This is a genomic window from Mesorhizobium sp. B2-3-14 (genome assembly GCF_006442175.1).
GTDB classification, from domain to species: domain Bacteria; phylum Pseudomonadota; class Alphaproteobacteria; order Rhizobiales; family Rhizobiaceae; genus Mesorhizobium; species Mesorhizobium australicum.
The window spans coordinates 409123-432413 of the sequence record NZ_VFVP01000002.1; the positions used below are offsets into that span (position 1 = coordinate 409123).

A 23291-nucleotide genomic window follows, 5' to 3' on the forward strand; every position below is an offset into this window, starting at 1 on the left:
TCGGGCCTTCTCGCTGGCCTTCGGCCAGTACGTGCCGAACGACCAGACATCTCGATTGGCATTGCCCATCCTTCCGCCAAGCGAATCTAGCAGAGCCCGCATTAGAATCAAAAACGCCCGGCTTGGCCGGGCACTCTCAGTCCCCGCTTGTCGAGGGAAACTTGTCAGGCGCCGCGCATCAGGCAGCCGGCGGCCAGCACGATGTAGGCGATAAGAACAATCCACACCGATGCGATCGGAATGAACGCGAGGACGCCAAGCGCGGCAAGAATGCCGATGATGGCGATGACAACGGAGATGATGAAAACAATCTGGGTAGGCGCGCTGAGATTCATGTCTGGCTCCTCCAACATGATTCGAACATCAGCACTGTAACAGGCGCGTGATCACAGACCAATCATGACACGCAACGGGTTGGCCGGATCGGCCAGCAGCTTCACCGCCAGAGCCACGCAGACAATGACCAGCAGCGGCTTGATCAGCTTGGCGCCGATACGCATGGCCAAGCTCGCGCCGACGCGGGCGCCGAGGAATTGGGCGACGCCCATCATCAGGCCAATCTTCCATGAGATGACGCCGACAGCGGCAAAGATGATGAAGCCGCCGATGTTGGAGGCGAAATTGAGCAGTTTGGTGTGCGCCGTTGCCTTGAGCACGCCGTAGCCGGCGAGCGTCACGAAGGCCAGCATGTAGAAGGAACCGGCGCCCGGCCCGAATACGCCATCATAGAAGCCGATGGCCGGCACCGCGGTCACGCCGAACAGGAAGGGCGACAGGCGCTCGGCCCGGTCGACATCGTTCATGTTGGGCTTGAGCGCGAAGTAGAGCGCAATGGCAATCAGCACCAGCGGCAGGGCCGCGCGTAACAGGTCGCCGGGCACGACCGTGGCCAGCAGTGCGCCGATGGCGCCGCCGGCGAGGGCAAGCAGCGCCGATGGCAACTGCCGGCGCAGGTCGACATGGCCTTTCGAGGCGTAATGGATCGTCGCCGACCCCGAGCCGAACATGCCTTGCAGCTTGTTGGTTCCAAGCGCCTCGACCGGCGAAAAACCGGCGAGCAGCAGCGCCGGAATGGTGATCAGCCCGCCGCCGCCGGCAATCGAATCGACAAAGCCCGCGGCAAAGGCGGCGAAAGCGAGCATGGCGATGGTCTGGGCGGTGAGGTCGATCATCTGATATGTCGAGATGTCCGTCGGCTGCAGCGCGCGTTCGACCACGGCCACCCCGTTTGCGCAAGGCCGATTCCGCGCTAATTCTGTTGACGAGGAATCGGAAAGGGGCCGTTCATGGCATTCGCATTGCTGGACCAGATACGCTCGATCTTCGACGGCGACCCGGGCGTGCGCAAGGTCGCGGACGATCCCGTCCTGTCGGCGGAACTGCTGATGCTGTTCCGGATGATCCTGGCCGATGGCACGGTGAGCGAGAGCGAGATGATCGCCTTCCGGCGCATCTGCAAGGATGCTTTCGGCATTCCGGAAACCAGCATCGACGCGGTCATCGAATATCTCAACGAATTCGGCTACGAGACCAACGGCTCGCAGGCGATCGCGCTGTTTCGCGACCTCGACGTCGGGCGGCGCAAGCAATTGGCGCAGCACATGGCGGAAATCGCCAAGGCGGATTCGCAACTGGCCGAGACCGAGGTGCGCCTGTTGCGCCGCACGCTCGATTTGCTCGACATCAGCCCGGTCGATGTGGTGAAGCCGGAAGAGTAGCGGGCGGATCGGCAACTCACCCTTGTTCCTGCATCCGTTTCGCGATCGCCCGGCGCAGATCCGGCGCCGCAGCGACAAGCGCCTTGGCCGCCTCTGATTGTGGCTGATCGAGCACTTCGCTCGTCCTGCCGCGCTCGACGATCTTGCCGTCATGCATGACAAGCACCTCATCCGTGATGGCGCGGGCGACGGCCAGGTCGTGAGTGATGAAGAGATAGGCGATGCCGAGTTTCTGGTTGAGTCCGGCGAAGAGGTCCAGGATCTGTGCACGAATCGAAACATCGAGCGCCGAGACCGGCTCGTCGGCGACAACGAGCTTGGGGCGTGTGATGATGGCGCGGGCGATCGACAGGCGCTGGCGCTGGCCGCCGGAAAATTCGTGCGGATATTTGTCCATGTCGCGTTGGTCGAGGCCAACCTCGTGCAGCGCATGCGCCACCATCTCGCGGCGCTCGGCGCGCGTTGGTTTTTTCTCCAGGACATGCAGGGGTTCGGCGACCAGTTTTTCGACCTTCTGGCGCGGATCGAAGGAGCCGTAGGGGTCCTGGAAGACGACCTGCATATCGCGCCTGGCCGGCTTCAGCTCGGCCTCGCTCCTGCCGGTGATGGGTTCGCCGCGAAAGCGGATCACGCCCGAACTCGGCCGGTCCAACGCCAGGATCATGCGGGCAAGGGTCGACTTGCCGCAGCCGGAGCGGCCGACCAGCGCCACCGACTGGCCCGGCGCCATCGACAGGGAGACATCGTCGACCGCAAGTATGTCGGGCGCGCGCCTGAACAGTGAGATGCGGCGGCCGGGGTAGTCGCGGCTGACGCCCTCAACCTGCAGCAAGGGTTGGTCCATCCCGACACGATGAGGCTTGGCGCGCGCCGGAACATGCATCGAGGCCTGCGCCAGCTGGCGCGTATAGGGATGGAACTGTTCCGAGAGCGTGCGGGCCGTGTCGCCGGCGTCCATCACCTCGCCATGGCGCAGGATGGTAATGCGGTCGGCCATCTCTGTCACGACAGCGAGATCATGCGAGATGAGCAGCAGGCCCATGCGGTTCTCCGTCACGAGATCGCGCAGGAGGTCGAGGATCTGTGCCTGCAGCACCACGTCGAGCGCCGTCGTCGGCTCGTCGGCGATCAGCAGCTTCGGCTTCAGCGCGCAGGCGATGGCGATGACGACGCGCTGGCGCTGGCCGCCCGACAATTCGTGCGGATAGCGCGACAGCGGGAATTTCGCTTCGGGCAGGCCGACGCGGTCGAGCATTTTTCGCGCCCGCTCCTCGGCGTCGGCACGGCTTGCCCTGGTGTGCCAGCGTATGCCTTCGGCGACTTGTTCGCCGATCGTCTTGACCGGATTGAGCGCCGTCATCGGCTCCTGGAAAACCATGCCGATGTCGTCGCCGCGCAAGGCACACATCTGGTCCTCGGTCGCGCCGAGAATATCGATGCCGTCGAATGTAATGCGCCCGGTGGCGCGTGCGGCATGGGGCAGGAGCCGCATCACCGTCAGCGCGGTCATCGATTTGCCGGAGCCGGATTCGCCGACCAGCCCCATCACTTCGCCGGGCGCGACGGAGAGCTCCATGTTTTTCAGGATCTGTGTGTCGCCGATGACCAGCGACAGATTATCGACTTCGAGCAGGCTCATCGCTGCCGCCGCGATTTCGGGTCGAGAATGTCGGCGATGCCGTCGCCCAGAAGATTCAGGCCGAGCACGGTGACGACGATCGCCATGCCGGGGAAGATCGCCATCCACGGCGCCACCACCATGCGCGTCTGGGCGTCGAACAGCATGCGGCCCCAGCTCGGCATCGGCGGCTGAGCGCCGAGGCCGAGATAGGAAAGCCCAGCTTCGGCCAGGATGCCCAGCGCGAACTGGATTGTGCCCTGCACGAGGAGCAGCGTGGCGATGTTGGGCAGCACGTGTTCGATCGATATCTGCGTGCTGCTCTTGCCGGCGGCGCGCGCGGCGAGGATGAATTCGCGCGGCCAGACGGCCAGCGCACCGGCGCGGGCGACGCGGGCGAACACCGGAATGTTGAAGATACCGATGGCTATGATCGCGTTGACGGCGCCCGGCCCGAAGATGGCTGTTATCATGATGGCCGACAGCAGCGCGGGGAACGCGAAGACGAGGTCGTTGATGCGCATCAGCGCCTCGTCGGCGAGGCCGCCGCGCGCGGCGGCGAAGGCGCCAAGCGGCACGCCGACACCCATGCCGATCCCGACGGCGACCAGCGCCACGGCGATCGAGTTGCGGGCGCCAACCATGATCATCGACAGGATATCGCGGCCGAAATGGTCGGTGCCGAACCAGTGCGCCAGCGAGGGACCTTGCGTCTTGTCCGCTATGACGAGCCTCGTCACATCGAAGGGTGTCCAGACATAGGAGACGACAGCCATCGCCAGGATCAGCACGGTGATGACGAAACCGGTAACGAAAGCGGTGTTCCCAAACGCCTTGGCCAGGATGCCGCGGAACGTCTCGTCGGGGATGTCGATGCGCAGCGTCATTGCCGGGTCCTCAGGCGGGGATCGACCACCGCATAGGAAAGGTCGACGACGAGGTTGACGGCAATGACGGCGGCGACCAGCAGCATGACGACGCTCTCGACGACGATCAGGTCGCGCTGGGTGATCGCCTGGAACACCAGCCGGCCGAGTCCGGGCAAATAGAAGACATTTTCGATGATGATGGTGCCGGCGAGCAGGAAGGCGAACTGCAGGCCAAGGATGGTCAGCACCGGGATCATGGCGTTGCGTAGCGCGTGCCGCCACAGCACGGCTCGATAGGGCAGGCCCTTGGCGCGGGCGGTGCGGATGTAATCCTCGTTGAGCACCTCGATCAGCGCCGAGCGGGTGACGCGCGCCAGGATCGCCGCTTGCGGCAAGGCAAGCGCCACCGCCGGCAACAGCAGCGATTTCAGTGCCGGCCAGGCGCCGGCGCCCCAACCAGGAAAACCACCGGCCGGGACCAGACGCAGCCAGACGGCGAAGACATAGATCAGCATCAGCGCGAACCAGAAATTGGGCACGGCAACGCCAAGCTGCGCGACGCCCATTGAAATCGTATCGCCGGCCCGTCCGCGCCGGCTGGCCGAAAACAGGCCGACCGGAATGGCGATCAAGGTGGAGAGCGCGAGCGCGATCAGCGCCAGCGGCAGCGAGACGGCCAGCCGTTCACGCACGAGATCGATGACCGGGACCGAGTAGGTATAGGAGCGGCCGAAATCGAGGGTGAGCAAGCCGCCGGCCCAGTGCAGATAGCGCAGTACGATCGGCGCGTTGAGGCCCATCTGGTTGCGCAAGAGTTCCACTTGGTCGGCACTGGCGTTCATGCCCAGCATCAGCCGCGCCGGATCGCCGGGGAGGATCTCCAGCACGGCGAACACCACCATCGAGGCAAGCACCAGCGTGGCTAAAGCGACGGCGAGGCGCTTGAGGAGGTAGGCGCTCATGGAAGGCGAGGGAGTGGCGCGCGCACCACGAACCTCACTCGCTCCACTTCACCTTGGTCAGGTCATTGGCCTGGATCGGCGCATTTTCCCACAGGCCTTGCAGCTTGGCGTCCCAGACACCGACCTTGGGCAATTCGTAGAGGAAGCCGACCACGGCGTCGTCGGCCAGGATCTTCTGCGCCTCGCCAAGCAGTTCCTTGCGCTTGGCCTCGTCGGAGGTGAGGTTGAGGTCGGCGATCACCTTGTCGAAGGTCGGATTGTCGTAGTTGAAGTAATAGTCCTTGCGCGCATAGATATCGATGTCGTTGGGCTCGGTGTGGGAGACGATGGTCAGGTCGTAATCCTTCTTGGTGAACACCTGGTCCAGCCACTGCGCCCATTCGACCGGGATGATCTCCAGGTTGATCCCGACATCGCGAAGTTGCGAGGCGATGATCTCGCCACCGAGCCGTGCATAGCTGGGCGGCGGCAGTTTCAGCGTTGCCTTGAAGCCGTTCTCCAGCCCGGCCTCCTTCAGCAGTTCCTTGGCCTTGTCGACATTGTGTGGATAGAGGCCGGTGAGGTCGACATAGTCCTTGTTCGCCGGCGACATATGCGAGCCGATCGGCAGGCCAAGGCCGGCCGAGGCGCCGTCGATGATCGCCTTGCGGTCGAGCGCGTAGGAGATCGCCTGCCTGACCTGCAGCTTGTCGAAAGGTGGCTTCTTGTTGTTGATCGAGAGGATGGTCTCGCCTTCGGTCGAACCGATCACCACCTTGAAACGCGGATCGTCCTTGACCTGTGCGAGGCTGTCGGGATCGAAGAAGGGGAAGGCCTGGATGTCGCCGGACAAAAGGGCCGGCACATAGGCCGCGGCATCGGGCACGATGCGGAACTCGACCTTGTCGAGGAACACCGGAGCGCCCCAGTAATGGCCAGATTTGACCAGCGTGATCGATGATCCCTTGGCCCAGTTCTGGAACTTGAACGGGCCGGTGCCAACCGGGTTTTCCTTGTTGGTGGCGGCGGATTTCGGCGACACCATCACCGCGTCGCCCCAGCCCATATTGTAAAGGAAGGATCCTTGCGGGTTTTTCAGCGTGACGTTCACCGTCGCCGGATCGATGACATCGACCTTGTCGATGGCCGCGAACAGGCCCTTCTGCGCGTTGACCGAATTGTCGGCGCGGGCACGGTCGAGCGAGAATTTCACGTCATCGGCGTTGAAATCGGCGCCGTCGTGGAATTTGACGCCGGTGTGCAGCTTGAAGGTGTAGACCTTGCCGTCATCGGAAATGGTCCAGCTTTCCGCCAGATCCGGCAGCACTTCGCCATTGGGTCCGATCCGGGTCAGGCCCTCGAAGACATTGGCGTAGAGCACTTCCTTGATCGCCGCCGCGGCACCAGCGGTTGGGTCGAGATGCGGCGGTTCGAGCGGAATGCCGATGACCAGGTCGGTTCGGGCCGCAAAGGCGGAGGTTCCAGCGGCCAATGCGAGAACCGCGGCGGCCAGAATGGTTTTCCACAATCTCATCGTGCAACTCCCCATGCGTTCAGGACACGTGCTCAAGCCGGGCGATAGAAGCGTGATTTCGCGTGGGAGTAAATTGCGTTTCGTGCTGCCAGGCGGGATGGCGGGGAATGTTTTTGCCGTGCCAGCCCTGTCGGCGGGCCGAAGCTTATCGCGATGCAGGGTTATCCCGTGGCCGTGCCGCGCAGCAGCACGTTCAGCCCGATCGCCATCACCTTGGCCGATTCCACCATGTCCGATATGCCGACCCACTCGTCCGGCCGATGGGCGAGGTCGAGAATGCCCGGGCCATAGGCGATGCAGTCGTGGATATGTCCGATGCGGGCGATGTGCTTCTGGTCGTAGGTGCCGGGCGAAATGACGTAGTCGGGCTCGCGGTCGAAGATCACATGAATGCCTTGCGCCACCGCCTTGACGACGGGCGCGTCGCGCTCGGTCATCAGCGGCAGTACTTCCATCAGATCGCGGATCTCGTAGTCGAATTTTTTGCGCTCACGCTTCAGCCGGTCGAGAATGCCGGTCACTTCGGCTTTGACCGTGGCCAGATCCTCCTCGAGAAGGAAGCGGCGGTCGATGGTCAGACGGCAGGAATCGGGCACGTTGGGGGAGGGCAGGCCAGGGCGGAAATCCTCGGTCTGGCCGCCATGAATGGAATTAATGTTCATGGTCGAGCGCCTGGCGCCTTCCGGCACCACCGGCATGCGCGTGATCTTGCGGTCGAGTGCCGGGAACAGTTCGTCCTCGAATGCCTGCAGCACGGCGCCCATATGGCGCACTGCATTGTCGCCGAGAAACGGCATCGAGCCGTGCGCGATCTCACCCTTGGTCTCGATCTCCGCCCACCAGACGCCGCGATGGCCGAGGCAGATGCGGTCCTTGTTGAGAGGCTCGGGAATGATGACGTGATCGACCCTGGGTTTCGAGAAATAGCCGAGGCCGGCCAGATGGGCGACGCCGCCGAAGCCGCCGGACTCCTCATCGACCGTTCCCGAGATTTCGATGGCGCCGGGAAAGTCGGGAAAGACTTCCAAAAAGGCTTCGACAGCGATGATGGATGCGGCGAGGCCGCCCTTCATGTCGCAGGCGCCGCGTCCATAGACCTTGCCATCCCTGACGATGCCGGCGAACGGATCGACGGTCCAGCCGTCGCCGGCTTCGACAACGTCGATATGCGAATTGAAATGGACGCAGGCACCAGGTGACCGTCCATCAAACCGCGCAACGACATTGATGCGCGGATAGCGATCGGTGTCGCCGGGCGTGCCGTCGGCGCGAATGAACTCGGTCTCGAAGCCGCTCTTCCTTAGCCGCGCACCGATATAGTGGGCGCATGGCCCGTAGGCTTCGCCGGGTGGATTTATGGTCGGAAAGCGGATCAGGTCGGCGGTCAGCGCCACCAACTCGTCGCGCCTGATGTCGATTGCCTTGAGGAGTCGCCCGTTCATGCCGCGAGTTGAGCAGCGATCCCAGTGGTTTTGCAAGCCCGTCGATCAAACCCGTGCAACGTGTCGTTGTGGCAACTATCGCGGGAAATCGTTCAAATTCACTGCTTTGGATTGGCGAATTGGTCAAAGACTGTGTGTTATCTGTTCACCGCCATTAAAAAGGTGAAAAACAACGTGATGGCGAGCAGGCAAGGGCAATCAAAGGGGTTTGATCGCATGAAAATGTCATTTCTCAAGGCAGCAGTATTGGTCATCGCGCTGTTTGGCGCATCGGCCGCAAGTCAGGCCGCCACATTGGTGGCGAACATTGACGTGTCGTCGCAGACAATGACGGTTCGTTATGGCGATTCTGTCTATCGGTGGGCTGTCTCGACCGCCCGTCCGGGCTATTTCACGCCGCGCGGCACCTACCGGCCGCAGCGCACGGCGCGGATGTGGTATTCGCGCAAGTACGACATGTCGCCGATGCCCTACTCGGTGTTCTTCCGTGGCGGCTATGCCATCCATGGAACGGGCGCCGTCAGGCAGCTCGGCCGTCCGGCTTCGCATGGCTGCGTAAGGCTGCATACGGCCAATGCCGCAGCCTTCTATTCGATGGTCCGCGAAGTGGGCTTCGGCAATACGCGCATTGTCGTCACCAATTAGGCAATTGGCGATTTGTTGATACTGGCTTTGCTTGCTGGCGGAGGAACACACGTTCCCGCCAGCGGCTTGCTCAGGTGTTTGAGACGGGAGCCGGCTTGGTGCGGTTTTTTCGCCGCCACTTGCTGATCTCCCACCTTTTGTGGAACCACATCCATTGGCCTGGATCCTCTCGGACCCAGCGCTCGACGACGTCATTCAGCATCTGGGTGGTGGCGTGGACATCGACGCTGCCGTCGGCAGTGCGCGGCAGGACCAGCTTGTCCTCGATCTCGAGCCGGAAGCGGTTGCCCGGCAACCTGATACAACGCGCCGGATAGACGTCGCAGTCATAGTGGCGGGCAAGGGTGCCGAGCACGCGGTTGCTCTGGCAGGGACGGCCGAAGAAGGTCGTGTCCAGGCCGTTGGAGAATTTCTGGTCGACGAGAACGCCGATATTGCCGCCATTCTCCAACACCCCCGCCAGCGCGAACGAGGCACCGGCCATCGAAGGCAGCAAGCCTCCCATGGTCGATCGCCTTGTCGAAAGGATGTAGTCGGCGAGGTAGGGGTTGTTGGGCGGCCGAAACAGCGCCGTGATGTTCATGCCGAAGGTCGCGGCCGCCACCGGCAGCAGCTCGAAATTGCCGAGATGGCCGGTGAAGACGATGTGCGGCTGCTTCTCGGCCGCGATCTCGACGAAATGCTCTGTTCCCTTGACCTCGATACGGCCGGACTTTCCGGCGGCTGGATCATAGTCGAACAGGGCGTCGAGGAAGATGTATTCAGCGGCAAGGCGGGCCATGTTGCCCCACATGTCGGAGGCGATGGCCCGGATTTCGTCCTCGCTCTTTTCCGGATAGGCCTTGCGCAGATTGTCGAGGGCGACCTGGTGGCGCCCGACCCTTGGACCGATGAGGCGTGCGGTGCGGTCGGCAAAATTCAGCGCGCTGTCGACCGGCAGCAGGCGCAGCAGCGACATGATGACCATCGCGAGACGCGCAACAAACCAGTAATTCACCTGGCGCAATTGTCTGCCATAGCGAAATTTCAGATCGCGGCGAAGCTTCTTGAGCACGGAAATCGGGGCTCTAGAGCATGATGCCGAAAAGTGTGAAAGGGTTTTCGGATGCCATCATGCTCTATTCCTTGATTTAGAGGCGGATTCAGATTTCAGGTCGATTCGACCTGAAATCATCCGACTCTAGGCGACGCGCAGGACGATCTTGCCGAAGACGTCGCGGCCTTCCATGCGCTTCAGCGCGGCATCGATATCGTCGAAGCCGACCTCGGTGTCGATCACCGGAGCGACCTGTCCAGCGGCCATCTTCTGCATGGCGTTGGCCATGTTCTCCATCCGGCAACCGAAGGATCCGAGCAGTTTCAACTGCTGCTGGAAGAGCTGCATCAGGTTGATCTGAGTCGACACGCCGGAGGTCGAACCGCAGGTCACAAGGCGACCGCCGCGCTTCAGGCACAGCATCGAACCGGCAAAGGTGTCGGTTCCCACATGCTCGAACACCACGTCGACGCCTTTCTTCTTCGTCAGCTTGCGCACGACGCCCTCGAAACGATCGTCGCGGTAGTTGATGACATGGTCGGCGCCGAGCGCCTTGGCCTTGTCGATCTTGTCGTTCGAGCCGACCGTGGTGATGATCGTGCAGCCCATCCGCTTGGCCAGCTGGATGGCCGCCGAGCCGATGCCGGATCCGCCGGCATGGACGAGGATCGTCTCACCGGGCTGCAGCCTGGCATTGTCGAACAGCATGTGCTCGACGGTGCCGAAGGTAACGGGCGCCACGGCAGCCCCGATATCGGTCACACCGGGCGGGGCGGGGACCAGCAGGCGCGCCGGCAGGTTGATCTTCTCCTGCGCGAAACCGTCGAGATGGAAGCCGTGAACGCCCGAAACATGCTCGCACAGATTGTCGCGGCCTTCGCGGCAGGCACGACAGAGGCCGCAGGTGCGCGCGCCGTAGATCGACACCAATTGTCCGGGCAGCAGGCTGGAAACGCCGGGACCGACCGCCTCTACCTCGCCGGAGGCCTCGGCGCCGACGACCAGCGGCAGCTTGCGCTTGGCGAAGGCCATGCCGCGCCAACCCCAGACGTCGATGTGGTTCAGCGCCACCGCCTTGATGCGCAGCGTCACTTCGCCAAGCGCCGGAGGCGGCGGGGGTGGCAGGTCCACCGTTTCAAGGCGGCGGTCCTCGATAAGTTGCAGTGCGCGCATGGAGCCTGTCGGTTCTGTTAAGCGGAAAGGGCTCGCTTAGACCGGTTCCCGCGCCATGACAAGGCAAGTGTTCTGGCCGCCAAAGCCGAAGGAGTTCGACAGAACGGAGCGAACCTGCGCATCGCGCTTCTTGTTCGGCACGACGTCGAGCACGATCGCCGGGTCAGGATTGTCATAGTTGATGGTCGGAGGAATGACGCTTTCGCGCATCGTCATCAGCGAAAACGCCGCTTCGACCGCGCCCGCCGCCGACAGCGTGTGGCCGATCATCGACTTGTTGGACGAGATCGGCATCGAGCCGATGCGCTCGCCAAACACCGTCGACAGCGACAGGTGTTCCATCTTGTCGTTTTCCGGCGTCGAGGTGCCGTGTGCGTTGACATAGTCGATCTCGTCTTCGCCGAGACCCGCATCGGCAAGTGCGGCCCGGACAGCGGCAATCGCCGGCGATCCATCCGGCTTGGAGCGCGTGCGATGGAAATCGTCTGCTTTTTCGCCACAGCCGCTGAGGATGCCGAGAATGGCGGCCCCGCGGGCAAGCGCCGCCTCCAGCGATTCCAGCACCAGGGCGCCGGATCCCTCGGCCAACACGAAGCCGTCACGGTCCTTGGAAAACGGCTTGGAAGCCTTTTCCGGATTGTCGTTGTGGGTGGAGAGCGCCGACAGCAGCGAGAAGCGGATCAGCGCCTCGGCGGTCGCCGAGCCGTCGGCGCCGATCGACAGCGCCCGGTCGCATTCGCCACGGCGGATCGCCTCGACGCCGAGCTGGATGGCGGTGGCGCCGGAGGCGCAAGCCGTCGAGAGCGTGATCGGCAGGCCACGCGTACCGAACCGGTCGGCGAGCCGGTCGGCGATCGAGCCGAACTGGGTGGTTTCGAAGAGATCGAGTTCCTTCAGGCCGCGCGCCACGCGCAGCAGCCTTTCGGCGCCGGAATCCTGCTTGTCGGAATTGTAGAGCGAAAAGCGGTCGTGCCAGTCGAGTTCGACCGGCGGCGAGGCGAGGAAGAGAGGGCCGCCGAAATCGCCGGAATTCAGGCCGGCTTCGCCGACAGCCTCCTGCGCCGCGGTTTCCGCCAGTTCATAGGTGAGGAGGCTTGCTCCCTTGGAGCTCGACGGCAGAAAATCGACCATGCCGGAGATCCGTGTGTTGAGGTGATCGACCGGAAAGCGGGTGATCGGGTGGATGCCCGACTTGCCCGAGGTCAGCGCGCCCCAATTGTCTGATTTGCCGACGCCGAGCGAGGTCACCACACCGATACCGGTAACGGCAACGACGGGCCTGCCCATGTGATCTCTGAAATTGGCCATCCGGGAGCCCTCTTATCTCTGCACTGCGTTCGCCAGACGCCGCCTCAAGCGGCGTTGACCAGCGCCATGCCCTCGAATTGGTGATAGCCGATCGCCGTTGCAAGGACACTCGCGGGAATGCCTTCAAACGGCTTTTCGGCCGTGGCGTCAAAGACAGGGTAGGCGGCCTTGCGGTCGACCGCGAGTGCCGCCAGCGCCACGGCGAAGGGAAACTGCGCTTCCTTCATGTGCCCGGTCAACGTTGCAAAACCGCGCGCCGATATCGCCGGATTGGCGTCGAGCGCCGCCTTTTCGGCTGATGTTGCCGCATGCGCGCCTGATGCTCCCGACATGGCGAGCAGCTTGCCGTTCAGCGGCAGCGCCTGTTTGAGCAGGAGAGCGATCTCGGCGTCGAGTTCTCCGCGCGCGCGCCTGGCGCGGCCGGAGACGACGGGGCCGAGTTCAGCGTAGATCTTGCGTCCGCGGCTTGCCGCGTGTTCGCGCTGCTCAAGCACCAGGAAGGCACCGCCGGAACCTGAGACCACGCCGCCGCCCTCGGCGCCCTGCCTTTGCCAGACGGGCTTCCACGGGCCGCGATGCAGGTAACCGGCCAGCTCGTAGCCGAGCAGCATGTCGGAATGTTCCGTCTGGAAGGCGCCGCCGACCAGGATGTGCGTCGACTGGCCGGAGCGAATGCGCGCGGCTGCCGTCTCGACGGCGGCGACGCCAGCGCCTTCCTCGCCCATGAAGGTCCTGGACGAGCCGGTCACCTTGTGGACGATGGAGATGTTGCCGGCGAGCAGATTGGAAAGCTGCGCCAGGAAAAGCGTCGGTCGCAATTCGGTGGTCAGCTTCTCGTTGAGCAGCACGTCGCGGTCGTTCCGGTTTTCCGAAGCGGCTAGAATGTCGGCGTCGACCGCTTCGTCGCGCTCGCCGCCGCCGGCCGCCACAACCATGTCCATGGTGGTGCAGAGTTCGTCATTGCCCTTGATGCCGGCGTCGTCGAGCGCGAGGCCCGCCGCATAGGTGCCGAGCCTCTGCCATGTCTCCATCTGCCGCTGATCGCCGCGCTTGGCGATCTGCAGGTTCCAGTCGATCTCGGGCAGTGGATGAACCGTGTAGGGCGCGAAGCGCCCGGCCTCGAGCACCGGCTCCCGGCCCGGTTGCGCCAGCTTTTGCCAATGGGCGTCAGGACCTTCCCCCAGCGAGGAAACAAGGCCGATACCTGTGATGACGACGTCGTGGGGGCTGCTCATGAGCGGCTTTGTGGGTCAGGTGACGGAGCGCGTCAAGTCACGCGCCCTGATGACCTCAGGCGGTCTTGGCGGCAACCAGCGCGTCGATCTTGGCGCACAGGTTCTTCATGACGAAGTAATCGTCGGTCGAAGCCTTGCCGTCATTGACTTCCTGGGTCCACTTTTCCAGCGGCACCTTGATGCCGAATTCCTTGTCGATGGCGAACACGATGTCCAGGAAGTCGAGGCTGTCGATGCCGAGATCGTCAATGGTGTGGCTCTCGGGCGTGATGGTGTCGATATCGATCTCGCTGGTGTCGGCAATGATCTTGGCGACTTTGTCGAACGTTGTAGACAAGAGGCTTTTCCTTCTTTGCGGGCGGAATCTGTCCGCATTCGTTTGGGCGCTGTCTAATCGGTTTTTCCCGGCAGGAAAAGGCCTGTTAAGCCGGGCGCAGATGGGTAGGATACCCAGGAAACGCAAGAAGGGCCGCCGGTCGACCCGGCGGCCCTTCCGTTGACGCTACGTAAGCTCAGCTGTCGCGGAGCTTGACAAGGTCGTTCAGCAGCCCGACCGTTCCGTTGTGGACGGTCAGCCGCTCGACCTTGCCGGCGATGGTTTCCAGAGCCTCGAGCTCCTTCAGCCGCAGCATCACCGGGTTCTCCGCCATCACCTTGGCCGTGTTGAGCAGGGAACGCGTGGCGTTCGTCTCCTCGCGGCGGCGGATGACGTTGGCCTCGGCCTGCTTTTCGGCCGAAACCACCTGGTTGAGGATCTCGCGCATCTCACCCGGCAGGATGACATCCTTGAGCGCGATATCGCTGACCTCGACCCCGATCTCGGCCATGTCGGCACGGACCTTGGCCGCCGCTTCCTCGTCGACCGTCACCTTCTTTTCGAGGATCTGGTCGAGCGTGAGCGCGCCCAGCGTCTTGCGGAACGCGTACTGCAGGGCGCGGTAGAGGGCCTCGGAGAAGTCCTTCACCGCGCTCACCGCCTTGACCGGATCGATGACCCGGTATTCGGCCGCGATATTGACGCGGATCGTGACGCGATCCCTGGTCAGCACTTCCTGCCCGGCGACATCGAGCGACTGGCGCTTGAGGTCGACGACCTTGATCTGCACCATCCGTCCGACGTTCCAGAAGCCGTGCACGCCAGCGGCAAGCGTCCGCACAAGGACACCGTCGATGAACAGCAGCCCGGCCTGGCCGTCGACAACCGGGTGAACGGACATCAATTCCGCCTTCCGAGCCTGGCCGAGCCGGCGCATGACAGCCGGATCGATGGCAAGATCGGCCGAGGTGTCGATCACCGTCACCTTCCACGGTCCGGCATCGGTCCACAGTACCAGCTTACGGTCGGGAGCCTGCACGGAATGCAGGTTGCCGTCACGCTCGATGACGGCAACTTCCGTGCGCCCGGTGCGCACGACGGTGAAATGGCGCGCGGCCACGTCCGGGAGCTTGTCGAACAACGCCTTCTCGTACGCCGAAACGAATTCCGGGCTCTTCAGATCGTGCCGGGACACCTCAAGGCTCTGGTTCCGGTTGGCGAGCCAGTGCTCACCCGGCAGCAGGACAGCCTTGATCTCTCCCTTGTAGAGAGTGAGGGCACGTTCGTTTTCCTTAACGAGGACGCGCTCGCGCCCAAGAACTGTATCGAGAATAGTCATTGTCTTACTCCTGTCGGGCATGGCCCCATGCGAGGCGTCACGTCATGCGTCGATCTTCCCTTCGTTTCTCGTTTCACTTCCAATTCCAGACGCGAATGATCCGGGGACTGGTGGCATCGATGCGCGGCGGGCCTGCGGGAGCGGATCGCGGGGCAGCGAAGCGGGCGCCGGAGGCGAGCCTCCCTTGCCGGCGACACTGCGCCTTGACCATCACCGCGAGCCTGGCCGCGAGCCGATGGCATCGGACCTTTCGATACGTCCTGGCCCGAAGGCTTTCGGCCGTCCGTCACGTCTTCAGCATTCCAGTCCCCGGACCGTTTTTCAGATAACACCTGGCAGGGTGCTGGCTTATCGAGCCAATGGAGAAGGAATCGAACCTTCGACAATCAGATTATGAGTCTGATGCTCTACCAACTGAGCTATCCGTGGTGCAGACGACGGGACTCGAACCCACAACCTCCGGATTACGTCCGGCGCTCTCCCAATTGAGCTACATCCGCGATCCCAATCCCCAAAGCGGCGCCGTATACAGGGCGGCAAAGCCGTCTGCACGGGCGGAGACGAAAGCTCCAACCGGTGTGCTCGCTTCGGTTTTCGTGACCGGGAGCGCGCCTATAGCCCCTGCGACGGGTTGTCGCAAGCGACATTGTCGTGTCGAATTCGCGGCTTCTTTCGGCGGTGGCATTTCGGCAACACTCATTGCCGCGCCCGCGTTCGGGAGCAGTGGTTCTCAGAAGGTGACGCGGCCGAGTACGCGCAAGCCGTCGCCTTGCGGCTCGACCACCACTGCTTCGCCTTCGCGCGGCGACACGCCGGTCAGCGCCACGATGTTTTCGAGATGGGTGACCAGGACCAGATTGTCGGAGCCGGAATAGGCGCGGATTTCCTTCATGATGGCGGCGATCTGCGCTGCTTTCTGCGCATCGTCACCCTTCAGGAGATCGAGCGGTGCGAACAGCTCCGGCTCGGCCTCGAAGGCGGTGCGCGCGGTGTCGAGGCAGCGGCAATACCGGCTGGACAAAATGCGCTCGATGGGAGCCGCGCGGGCGGCAAACAGGGCGCCGATCTTGCTTGCCTGCTGCTTGCCGCGCGCCGATAGATTGACCTGGGTGGTGCAATTGCCGATGTCGAAATTGGCCGGGTCGGTGGTGCCGGTGACCATAGCGTGGCGCAGCAGCACGACATGGCCGCCATCGCGCAGCAGCGCCCAGCCGGCGTCCGTCGCGTGCGCGGCGGCGGGGACGACAAGCAGGAACAACGCCAAGGCTAACCGGATCATCGCCACCCTTCCATGCTCCCGTGTCGGGCTCCAACCATTCGCATATAAGGATTGGAAAGCAGGCACAAAGACAAGCCGGGCGTCAGCCGCGTCTCAAGCCTCACTTTTTGGCGAGCTGCTGCTTCACCAGATCGATCTTCTGATCGGTGAGCGGGATGGGGATCGTGTAGCCGGCTTCGGTAAAGCCCTGTTTGGCATTATCGAAGAAGGCAATCGCCTTGAGGTATTCGGGCTTGCCGCCGCGCACCGGTTCCAGCCCGCCAGCTCCGATCGGCTCGGCCGAGTGGGTTGGCGCACGCCGCACCCATGGCATCGGCAGGAAACGGATTGGTGCGGCAGGCATCGAGCAGCATGATCGGGCGCGATTGCGCCGCGACCGTGGCTCGCCTATCCCTGAAAAATGTCTCCGCTTACCGAAACCGTCCTGTTCGTCTTCAGTCTTGTCGCGCTCGGCTATCTCGCCGGGCTGACGGGCTATTTGAGACCGGCGAGCGGCGAGGGGATATCCGACTTTGCCGTCAGCGTGGCCATGCCGCTGCTTCTCTTCCAGACCATGGTGACGGCGGATTTCCATGGCGTGGCGCCCTGGCCGCTGTGGGGTGCTTATTTCACGGCGGCGGCGATCACCTGGGCCGCCGGCCATCTCGTCATCACGCGGATATTCGGGCGGGATGCCCGCGCCGGCGTTGTCGGAGGCGTCTCGTCGGCCTTCTCCAACATCGTGCTGCTCGGCGCCCCCTTCATCCTCGGCATATTCGGCCCGAGCGGCTTCGAAGTGCTGTCGCTGCTGGTTTGCGTGCACCTGCCGATCATGATGATGGCCTCTATCGTGCTGTTCGAAATGTTCGGCCGCGGCAGTGACGAGCATGTGCATCCGCTGCGGGTCCTGCACAGTTTTCTCAAGCGGCTGTTCATCAACCCTTTGATCATCGGCATTCTGCTGGGTCTCGCATGGCGGCTAGGCGGCGTGCCGTTGCCGGCTCTTGTGATGCGGCTGGTCGAGGCCATGGCAAACACCGCCGGGCCGGTGGCGCTGTTTGCCATGGGGCTCAGCCTGCGCCGCTTCGGGATATCAGGCAATGTCCGGCCGGCGCTGGCGCTTTCGGCGCTCAAACTGTTCCTGATGCCGGCACTGGTTCTTGCCTTCGTCTGGCTGCTCGGCCTGCCGCCCCTGACCGCCAAGGTGGCGGTTGTGGTGGCGGCGCTGCCCTCCGGCATCAATTCCTATCTCATCGCGGTGCAGTTCAACACCGGTCAGGCGCTGGCATCGAACCAGATGACCATCGCCACGGCCTGCGCGGCGATCACCACCGCTTTCTGGCTGACGGTTGTCCTGCATGTTTTCGGATAAGGTTGGCGACGCCGTACGCCAACGCGCTCTCGTCTTGTGCTGGTCCAACCCCTATATGCCATCTTGCGATTGCTTGCGGGGCTTTCCCTAGGTTAAGAGCAATGGCTCCAGCGCGCGGCCCTGCCTGCGCTTTACCGAAGACATCCAGATAGCGGCCCGTGAGCGCCGAACGGAGGCCAGACCATGCTTCAGAAAACCAGCCATTTCATGCGGCAGGCCAATCTCATCAACGGCGAATGGGTGCAGGCCGACAGCGGCCAGACGGTCGATGTGAACAATCCGGCTACAGGCCTCAAGATCGGCACCGTACCGAAGTCGGGCAAGGCAGAAACTCGCCGCGCCATCGAGGCCGCCGATGAAGCTTTCAAAACCTGGCGCAAGACGACCGCGCTCGAGCGCTCGAAGCTGCTGCGCAAGCTTCATGACGCGATGATGGACAATCAGGACGTGCTGGCCGAACTGCTCACCATCGAGCAGGGCAAGTCGCTGTTCGAATCCAAGGGCGAGATCGGTTCGGCTGCCGCCTACATCCTGTGGTTCGCCGAAGAAGGCCGCCGCACTTATGGCGATGTCGTGCCCTCGCCATGGGCGGACCGCCGCATCCTGGTGACGAAAGAACCAGTCGGTGTCATCGCCGCCATCACGCCGTGGAATTTCCCCTCCTCGATGCTGGCCCGCAAGCTCGGTCCCGCACTTGCCGCGGGCTGCACCGCTGTCGTCAAGCCGGCCTCGCAGACGCCGTATTCCGGCCTTGCCTGGGGGGCGCTTGCCGAGGAAGTCGGCTTTCCCAAGGGTGTCGTCAACATCCTGACCGGCGCCGCCGGCGAGATCGGCGACGAGATTTGCGCCAATCCGCTGGTCAAGAAGATCACCTTCACCGGCTCGACCGAGGTCGGCAAGATCCTGATCCAGAAATCGTCGGTGACCGTCAAGAAGGTATCGATGGAACTCGGCGGCAACGCGCCGTTCATCGTTTTCGACGACGCCGATATCGAGCGTGCCGTGGCCGGCGCGATCACCGCCAAATATCGCAATTCCGGCCAGACCTGCGTCTGCACCAACCGCTTCCTGGTCCAGGCTGGCGTCTATGACAAGTTCGTCGAGAAACTCGCCGCGGCCAGCAACGGGCTGAAGGTTGGTTCCGGCCTGGAAGAGGGCGTCCAGCAGGGGCCGCTAATCGACGAGAAGGCGGTCGAGAAGGTCGAGGAGCTGATCGCCGACGCCACGGCCAAGGGCGGCAAGGTCGTCGCCGGGGGCAAGCGCCACGCGCTCGGCGGTTCGTTCTTCCAGCCGACGGTCATCGCCAACGCGACGCCGAAAATGCGCTTTATGAGGGAAGAGATTTTTGGGCCGGTCGCACCCGTGTTCAAGTTCGAGACCGAGGAAGAGGCCGTGGCGCTCGCCAACGACACGGAGTTCGGCCTTGCCTGCTACTTCTACACCGGCGATCTCGGCCGCGCCTTCCGGGTCATGGAAGGCCTGAAATACGGCATGGTTGGCGTCAATGAAGGGCTGATCACCACACCTGAAGCACCGTTCGGCGGCGTCAAGGAATCCGGACTTGGCAAGGAAGGCGGACATCAGGGCATCGAGGATTACCTCGATACCAAATATGTGTGCATCGGCGGCCTCGGCCTCTGATAGGCTAGTCCGGAGGCAGGCTCGTACACCTGCCTCGAGGCTGAAGAACCAGCCGAAGTCCTTTGGATCCACTGACGTTTGCGGGCATGATGATGAAGGACGGCGAGGTTTTCGGCACGACGCAGGCAGGCGAACCGGTCCGCCGCTTCACGATCAGGGGCGGCGGCCTCACCGCCAACATCATCGGGCTCGGCGCCATCGTCCAGGACCTGCGCCTGGCCGGGCATGACGCGCCGCTGGTTCTCGGCTACAGCACTCTGGAAGCGTATGAGACCGATACTGCCTTCTTCGGGGCGGTGGTTGGGCGCTACGCCAACCGCATCGGCGACGCTCGTTTTACAATTGGCGGCAACCGCTATCAAACCGAGCGCAACTTCCTGGACAAGCATACGCTGCATGGCGGCTCGCAAGGCTATTCCCACCGGCCATGGACGGTTTCGCTGCATGGCAGGGACTTCGTCACGCTGACGCTGCATGATCCCGATGGCGCGATGGGCTTTCCCGGAGCGCTCGACGTTACCTGCACCTACCGGCTGAAAATTCCCGGCACGCTCAGCGTCGAACTGACGGCGACCTGCGAGGAGCCGACGCCGTGCAATCTCACCCAGCATTCCTATTTCAACCTCGACGATGGCGGTGCCGGCGACATTCTCGACCATAGGATGATGCTGAACGCCGGCGCCTATCTGCCTGTCGACGGCGACATGATCCCGACCGGCGTGGTCAAGCCGGTCGACGGCACGCCCTTCGATTTTCGCCAGGCGCGGCCGCTGCGCATGGAGACCGAGGGCGAACAGTTACCCTACGACCAGAATTTCTGCCTGGCCGCGGCGCGCGGTCCGCTCAAGCAGGCAGCTTGGGTGCAAGGGGCGAGTTCCGGCATCGAGATGGAAGTCTGGACCACCGAGCCCGGCGTCCAGCTTTATACCGGGCAATATGTGACGCCACGCACCGGCCTGGAAGGGCGGGGTTACAAGGCCTTCAGCGGCTTCTGTCTGGAGCCGCAGATATGGCCCGACGCGCCGAACCGGCCGTATTTCCCGCAGGCGACGCTATGGCCTGGCGCGATCTACCACCATGTGACGGAATATCGCTTCCGGCAGGGCTAACTTTTTCAGGACTGGCCGAACGCCGCCCGTAGCGTCTCGAACGGCGCCAGCGCGCCGCGGACCTGCACGACGGCGGCGGCGACGCGGTGCGCGCGCTGGACAGCGTCCGCCGGGGCAATCCCGCCAAGCCGTGCGGCGAGATAGCCGCCGTTGAAGGAATCGCCGGCACCTGTCGTGTCCACGGGCGCAGCCACGTGGATTGCGGCGACCTCCCGCAGCGCTCCACCCTTGCCGATCAATGCCGGTGCCTCGCCGTTCTTGACCACGACCTCCTTGACCAATTGCCCGAGGCGCTCGGCGGTCGCCTGCGGTGTGTCATCGCCGAACAGCATCCGCTCGTCCGGAAACGTCGGCAGCGCGATGTCGGTAATTGCAAGCGCCCCGGCAATCGCTGCTTGCGCGTCCTCGCGGTTGCGCCAGAGCCGTGGCCGATAGTTGGGATCGAAGGCAATCAGCGAGCCCGCCGCACGCGCCTTTGCCACCGCGGTCAGCAGCGTCTTGCGCGCGGCCTCATCGAGAATTGCCAAAGTGATTCCGGAAAAGTACACAAGCGACTGATTTTCCAGGTTTTTGCCCAGTGCCGCCGGGTCCGAGGCGAGCTGCCTGGCGGCGGCGTCACCGCGCCAGTAGGTGAAGGAGCGCTCGGCGCCGGTCAGCGCGATGGCATAGAGGCCGGGGCGCGCGCCCGGTATGACCGGACTGGAGCCGATGCCGATGCCGTTTTCGGCTAAGAAGTCGATCTGGCCCTGCGAGAAAGGGTCGTCGCCGAAGGCCGAGACATAGGTTGCCGGCCGGTCAGCGCTTAGGGCACGCAGCGCCCACAGCGTGTTGAACGTGTCGCCGGCAAAGCCCATGCGCCAGTTCGGCCCGGTCTGGCCCGACAGTTCCAGCATGCATTCGCCGATCGAGGCGACGCCGTTTCCCACCATCTGCAATCCTCCAGTGCTTTCGGTGCTGTAGCTTTTTGCCGAACGCAGCGCCATGCTTGGCAAGCAGGCTTTTTTCCGCCACAGCGTTTTCCCACAGGCTGGCGGGATGCGATCCGCCCGGCAGGACGTTATCTGCGAAAGAGGAACCGGTTTGGCATCGTTATGGCGTTATCTCCTGGCAGGTCTTGGTCTGGCTGCTTTGCTGGTCGGCGTTCTCGCGGCCGTTTATCTGACCGCGCCGCATTCGGCACAGCCCGCCGGCCCGGATGTCTCGCGGACGAAAAAAACCGACAACGGGTTGTACGTAGCGAGTTTCGTGCCGGAACGGGGCGTCGTGCGGCAGGGCGAACTGGAATCCTGGCTTCTGACGCTGAAGACAAAGACGGGGGCCTCGGTGGAGCGAGCCGCGATTGCCATCTCCGGTGGCATGCCGCAACACAATCACGGTCTGCCGACCAGCCCGCAGGCGACCGACTATCTAGGCGAGGGACGCTACCGCATCGAAGGGGTGAAATTCACCATGAGCGGCTGGTGGCAACTGCGTTTCGCCATATCGTCCGGCGCGGGCTCCGACACTGTGCTGTTCAACGTGGTGCTGTGAGCGGTCGATGAGGCGCTTTTTCTGCTTTTTGGCACTTACGGTGGCAGCCATCCTTGCCGGTTGCGGCAAGCCGGATTTTTCCGATGCCGAGAAGAAGACGATTGCATCGCTCGCGCTGAATACGCTGCCGGCGCTGAAGCCTGATACCACCAACCGCTTCGCCGATGAGCCGGCCGCGGCGGCGCTCGGCTCGACGCTGTTCTTCGACGTCGGGATGAGCCGCGACGGTACGGTGTCCTGCTCGACCTGCCACAAGATCGACCGGCAGTTCCAGGACGACCTGCCGCAGGCGGCCGGAGTCGGCCACACCAACCGGCGCACCATGCCGCTGGCCGGCGTGGCGCGCGACCCCTGGTTCTTCTGGGATGGACGGCGCGACAGCCTGTGGGCGCAGGCGCTGACACCGCTCGAAAACCCGTTGGAACAGGCGGGAAACCGTGCTGCCTACGCGCATTACATGAAGGCGCGTTTCGGCGAACGCTATGAGCGCATCTTCGGGCCATTGCCTGATTTGTCCAGCATTCCGCCAAATGCCAGCCCGCTTGGAAGCGATGCCGAAAAAACCGCCTGGAACGCGATGAGCGATGCGCAGCGCGACGCAATCAACGGCGTCTATGCCAATATCGGCAAGGCGATCGCCGCTTTCGAACGCTCGATCGAGCCGGCACCGACACGCTTCGACCGCTTTGCGCTGGACCTTGCGACAGGCGCCGAGCCGAAAGGCGATGCCGTCTTTTCCACGGAGGAAATCCTTGGGTTGAAACTGTTCGTCGGCAAGGCCAATTGCGTGAGCTGCCACAACGGCCCGCGCTTCAGCGACAACGGTTTTCACAACACGGGTGTACCGCCTGCTGCCGGCCTGCCGGCGGATCGTGGGCGCGTCGATGCGGTGGCCCAGGTCGAGGCCGACCCGTTCAACTGCTTCGGAGCCTATCGCGATGGCGAGGCCAGTGCCTGCGGCGAGCTGCGCTTCATGGTCAAGGATGCGCCGGAACTTGTGCGCGCCTACAAGACGCCGTCGCTGCGCGGTGCGGCGACGCGGCCGCCTTACATGCACGCCGGGCAGTTTTCATCGCTCGACGAGGTCGTCGCTCACTATGCCAAGGCTGCGCCAAGCGTCGAGGGCAGTTCTGAAATTCACCCGCTGGAGCTCTCGGACCGCGAGCGCGCCGCACTGGTGGCGTTCCTGAAGACGCTATCGGAATAG

General features: G+C 63.4%; 23 protein-coding genes and 2 tRNA genes. 7 read left to right on the forward strand and 18 right to left on the reverse strand.

Annotated elements, in window-relative coordinates; translation table 11 throughout:
* Positions 1-164: 164 nt before the first annotated feature.
* Positions 165-335 carry a hypothetical protein gene (locus FJ950_RS06615; protein WP_023769888.1) on the reverse strand — a complete coding sequence of 57 codons (171 nt, stop codon included), beginning with the start codon at positions 333-335 and terminating at the stop codon, positions 165-167.
* Positions 336-386: 51 nt separating this feature from the next.
* Positions 387-1172 (reverse strand): TSUP family transporter, encoded by a 786-nt coding sequence (locus FJ950_RS06620; RefSeq protein WP_140616497.1) that lies wholly within the window; start codon positions 1170-1172, stop codon positions 387-389.
* A 114-nt stretch (positions 1173-1286) separates the two neighbouring features.
* On the opposite strand from FJ950_RS06620, the gene FJ950_RS06625 reads away from it, so the two are divergent.
* Positions 1287-1718: a TerB family tellurite resistance protein gene (locus FJ950_RS06625; protein WP_015317458.1), complete on the forward strand. Its 432-nt coding sequence runs from the start codon at positions 1287-1289 to the stop codon at positions 1716-1718.
* 16 nt (positions 1719-1734) lie between these two features.
* On the opposite strand, the gene FJ950_RS06630 is transcribed toward FJ950_RS06625, so the two are convergent.
* The 5 genes from FJ950_RS06630 to FJ950_RS06650 all read right to left on the reverse strand — a co-directional run bounded on the left by FJ950_RS06630 (position 1735) and on the right by FJ950_RS06650 (position 8122).
* The gene (locus tag FJ950_RS06630; RefSeq protein WP_140615976.1) at positions 1735-3357 is read right to left on the reverse strand and encodes a dipeptide ABC transporter ATP-binding protein; all 1623 of its coding nucleotides are present in this window, start codon (positions 3355-3357) and stop codon (positions 1735-1737) included.
* Positions 3354-4223 carry an ABC transporter permease gene (locus FJ950_RS06635; RefSeq protein WP_140615978.1) on the reverse strand — a complete coding sequence of 290 codons (870 nt, stop codon included), beginning with the start codon at positions 4221-4223 and terminating at the stop codon, positions 3354-3356. The genes FJ950_RS06630 and FJ950_RS06635 overlap by 4 nt, the downstream gene beginning before the upstream one ends.
* A complete protein-coding gene (locus tag FJ950_RS06640; protein ID WP_140615980.1) occupies positions 4220-5167 on the reverse strand; it encodes an ABC transporter permease in 948 nt (315 codons plus the stop codon). Before FJ950_RS06640 ends, FJ950_RS06635 begins: the two co-directional genes overlap by 4 nt.
* A 34-nt stretch (positions 5168-5201) precedes the next feature.
* On the reverse strand, positions 5202-6680 hold the full coding sequence (locus tag FJ950_RS06645; protein WP_140615982.1) for an ABC transporter substrate-binding protein: 1479 nt from the start codon (positions 6678-6680) through the stop codon (positions 5202-5204).
* A 161-nt stretch (positions 6681-6841) separates the two neighbouring features.
* Complete coding sequence (locus FJ950_RS06650; protein WP_140615984.1) at positions 6842-8122, reverse strand: acetylornithine deacetylase/succinyl-diaminopimelate desuccinylase family protein; 1281 nt, start codon at positions 8120-8122, stop codon at positions 6842-6844.
* Positions 8123-8338: 216 nt separating this feature from the next.
* Between FJ950_RS06650 and FJ950_RS06655 the strand changes: the two genes are divergently transcribed.
* The gene (locus tag FJ950_RS06655; RefSeq protein WP_140615986.1) at positions 8339-8767 is read left to right on the forward strand and encodes a L,D-transpeptidase; all 429 of its coding nucleotides are present in this window, start codon (positions 8339-8341) and stop codon (positions 8765-8767) included.
* 70 nt (positions 8768-8837) lie between these two features.
* Here FJ950_RS06655 and FJ950_RS06660 read toward each other — a convergent pair whose 3' ends face one another.
* From FJ950_RS06660 to FJ950_RS06705, 10 genes are all read right to left on the reverse strand, one after another.
* Positions 8838-9821 (reverse strand): lipid A biosynthesis lauroyl acyltransferase, encoded by a 984-nt coding sequence (locus FJ950_RS06660; protein ID WP_181171093.1) that lies wholly within the window; start codon positions 9819-9821, stop codon positions 8838-8840.
* Between the two features lie 126 nt (positions 9822-9947).
* Positions 9948-10976 (reverse strand): zinc-binding dehydrogenase, encoded by a 1029-nt coding sequence (locus FJ950_RS06665; RefSeq protein ID WP_140615990.1) that lies wholly within the window; start codon positions 10974-10976, stop codon positions 9948-9950.
* 36 nt (positions 10977-11012) lie between these two features.
* A complete protein-coding gene (locus FJ950_RS06670; protein WP_140615992.1) occupies positions 11013-12284 on the reverse strand; it encodes a beta-ketoacyl-ACP synthase in 1272 nt (423 codons plus the stop codon).
* 44 nt (positions 12285-12328) lie between these two features.
* The gene (locus FJ950_RS06675) at positions 12329-13519 is read right to left on the reverse strand and encodes a beta-ketoacyl-ACP synthase (protein WP_140615994.1); all 1191 of its coding nucleotides are present in this window, start codon (positions 13517-13519) and stop codon (positions 12329-12331) included.
* A gap of 55 nt (positions 13520-13574) precedes the next feature.
* Positions 13575-13856 (reverse strand): acyl carrier protein, encoded by a 282-nt coding sequence (locus tag FJ950_RS06680; protein ID WP_010909964.1) that lies wholly within the window; start codon positions 13854-13856, stop codon positions 13575-13577.
* Positions 13857-14031: 175 nt separating this feature from the next.
* Complete coding sequence (locus FJ950_RS06685; RefSeq protein ID WP_181171095.1) at positions 14032-15174, reverse strand: slipin family protein; 1143 nt, start codon at positions 15172-15174, stop codon at positions 14032-14034.
* A gap of 360 nt (positions 15175-15534) precedes the next feature.
* A tRNA-Met gene (locus tag FJ950_RS06690) sits at positions 15535-15599 on the reverse strand.
* A 1-nt stretch (position 15600) separates the two neighbouring features.
* Positions 15601-15674, reverse strand: a tRNA-Tyr gene (locus tag FJ950_RS06695).
* A gap of 230 nt (positions 15675-15904) precedes the next feature.
* On the reverse strand, positions 15905-16453 hold the full coding sequence (locus FJ950_RS06700; RefSeq protein ID WP_140615996.1) for a histidine phosphatase family protein: 549 nt from the start codon (positions 16451-16453) through the stop codon (positions 15905-15907).
* A gap of 100 nt (positions 16454-16553) precedes the next feature.
* Positions 16554-16796 (reverse strand): hypothetical protein, encoded by a 243-nt coding sequence (locus FJ950_RS06705; RefSeq protein WP_140615998.1) that lies wholly within the window; start codon positions 16794-16796, stop codon positions 16554-16556.
* A gap of 57 nt (positions 16797-16853) precedes the next feature.
* Here FJ950_RS06705 and FJ950_RS06710 point away from each other — a divergent pair, with 57 nt between their 5' ends.
* The 3 genes from FJ950_RS06710 (at position 16854) to FJ950_RS06720 (ending at position 20554) form a co-directional block, all read left to right on the forward strand.
* On the forward strand, positions 16854-17804 hold the full coding sequence (locus FJ950_RS06710) for an AEC family transporter (protein ID WP_140616000.1): 951 nt from the start codon (positions 16854-16856) through the stop codon (positions 17802-17804).
* 183 nt (positions 17805-17987) lie between these two features.
* On the forward strand, positions 17988-19445 hold the full coding sequence (locus FJ950_RS06715) for an NAD-dependent succinate-semialdehyde dehydrogenase (RefSeq protein ID WP_140616002.1): 1458 nt from the start codon (positions 17988-17990) through the stop codon (positions 19443-19445).
* 86 nt (positions 19446-19531) lie between these two features.
* Positions 19532-20554 (forward strand): aldose epimerase family protein, encoded by a 1023-nt coding sequence (locus FJ950_RS06720; RefSeq protein WP_140616499.1) that lies wholly within the window; start codon positions 19532-19534, stop codon positions 20552-20554.
* Between the two features lie 5 nt (positions 20555-20559).
* Here the strand turns inward: FJ950_RS06720 and FJ950_RS06725 are convergent, their stop codons facing one another.
* The gene (locus FJ950_RS06725) at positions 20560-21483 is read right to left on the reverse strand and encodes a sugar kinase (RefSeq protein ID WP_140616004.1); all 924 of its coding nucleotides are present in this window, start codon (positions 21481-21483) and stop codon (positions 20560-20562) included.
* 151 nt (positions 21484-21634) lie between these two features.
* On the opposite strand from FJ950_RS06725, the gene FJ950_RS06730 reads away from it, so the two are divergent.
* Both FJ950_RS06730 and FJ950_RS06735 read left to right on the forward strand, forming a co-directional pair.
* The gene (locus FJ950_RS06730) at positions 21635-22084 is read left to right on the forward strand and encodes a FixH family protein (RefSeq protein WP_041163818.1); all 450 of its coding nucleotides are present in this window, start codon (positions 21635-21637) and stop codon (positions 22082-22084) included.
* Between the two features lie 7 nt (positions 22085-22091).
* A complete protein-coding gene (locus tag FJ950_RS06735) occupies positions 22092-23291 on the forward strand; it encodes a cytochrome c peroxidase (protein ID WP_140616006.1) in 1200 nt (399 codons plus the stop codon).

What these genes read in the sequence shown, in the direction of transcription:
- FJ950_RS06615 (WP_023769888.1), bottom strand. Translation starts at nt 335, where the DNA reads ATGAATCTCAGCGCGCCTACCCAGATTGTTTTCATCATCTCCGTTGTC.
- FJ950_RS06620 (WP_140616497.1), bottom strand. Translation starts at nt 1,172, where the DNA reads ATGATCGACCTCACCGCCCAGACCATCGCCATGCTCGCTTTCGCCGCC.
- FJ950_RS06625 (WP_015317458.1), top strand. Translation starts at nt 1,287, where the DNA reads ATGGCATTCGCATTGCTGGACCAGATACGCTCGATCTTCGACGGCGAC.
- FJ950_RS06630 (WP_140615976.1), bottom strand. Translation starts at nt 3,357, where the DNA reads ATGAGCCTGCTCGAAGTCGATAATCTGTCGCTGGTCATCGGCGACACA.
- FJ950_RS06635 (WP_140615978.1), bottom strand. Translation starts at nt 4,223, where the DNA reads ATGACGCTGCGCATCGACATCCCCGACGAGACGTTCCGCGGCATCCTG.
- FJ950_RS06640 (WP_140615980.1), bottom strand. Translation starts at nt 5,167, where the DNA reads ATGAGCGCCTACCTCCTCAAGCGCCTCGCCGTCGCTTTAGCCACGCTG.
- FJ950_RS06645 (WP_140615982.1), bottom strand. Translation starts at nt 6,680, where the DNA reads ATGAGATTGTGGAAAACCATTCTGGCCGCCGCGGTTCTCGCATTGGCC.
- FJ950_RS06650 (WP_140615984.1), bottom strand. Translation starts at nt 8,122, where the DNA reads ATGAACGGGCGACTCCTCAAGGCAATCGACATCAGGCGCGACGAGTTG.
- FJ950_RS06655 (WP_140615986.1), top strand. Translation starts at nt 8,339, where the DNA reads ATGAAAATGTCATTTCTCAAGGCAGCAGTATTGGTCATCGCGCTGTTT.
- FJ950_RS06665 (WP_140615990.1), bottom strand. Translation starts at nt 10,976, where the DNA reads ATGCGCGCACTGCAACTTATCGAGGACCGCCGCCTTGAAACGGTGGAC.
- FJ950_RS06670 (WP_140615992.1), bottom strand. Translation starts at nt 12,284, where the DNA reads ATGGCCAATTTCAGAGATCACATGGGCAGGCCCGTCGTTGCCGTTACC.
- FJ950_RS06675 (WP_140615994.1), bottom strand. Translation starts at nt 13,519, where the DNA reads ATGAGCAGCCCCCACGACGTCGTCATCACAGGTATCGGCCTTGTTTCC.
- FJ950_RS06685 (WP_181171095.1), bottom strand. Translation starts at nt 15,174, where the DNA reads ATGACTATTCTCGATACAGTTCTTGGGCGCGAGCGCGTCCTCGTTAAG.
- FJ950_RS06700 (WP_140615996.1), bottom strand. Translation starts at nt 16,453, where the DNA reads ATGATCCGGTTAGCCTTGGCGTTGTTCCTGCTTGTCGTCCCCGCCGCC.
- FJ950_RS06705 (WP_140615998.1), bottom strand. Translation starts at nt 16,796, where the DNA reads ATGCCTGCCGCACCAATCCGTTTCCTGCCGATGCCATGGGTGCGGCGT.
- FJ950_RS06710 (WP_140616000.1), top strand. Translation starts at nt 16,854, where the DNA reads ATGTCTCCGCTTACCGAAACCGTCCTGTTCGTCTTCAGTCTTGTCGCG.
- FJ950_RS06715 (WP_140616002.1), top strand. Translation starts at nt 17,988, where the DNA reads ATGCTTCAGAAAACCAGCCATTTCATGCGGCAGGCCAATCTCATCAAC.
- FJ950_RS06720 (WP_140616499.1), top strand. Translation starts at nt 19,532, where the DNA reads ATGATGATGAAGGACGGCGAGGTTTTCGGCACGACGCAGGCAGGCGAA.
- FJ950_RS06725 (WP_140616004.1), bottom strand. Translation starts at nt 21,483, where the DNA reads ATGGTGGGAAACGGCGTCGCCTCGATCGGCGAATGCATGCTGGAACTG.
- FJ950_RS06735 (WP_140616006.1), top strand. Translation starts at nt 22,092, where the DNA reads ATGAGGCGCTTTTTCTGCTTTTTGGCACTTACGGTGGCAGCCATCCTT.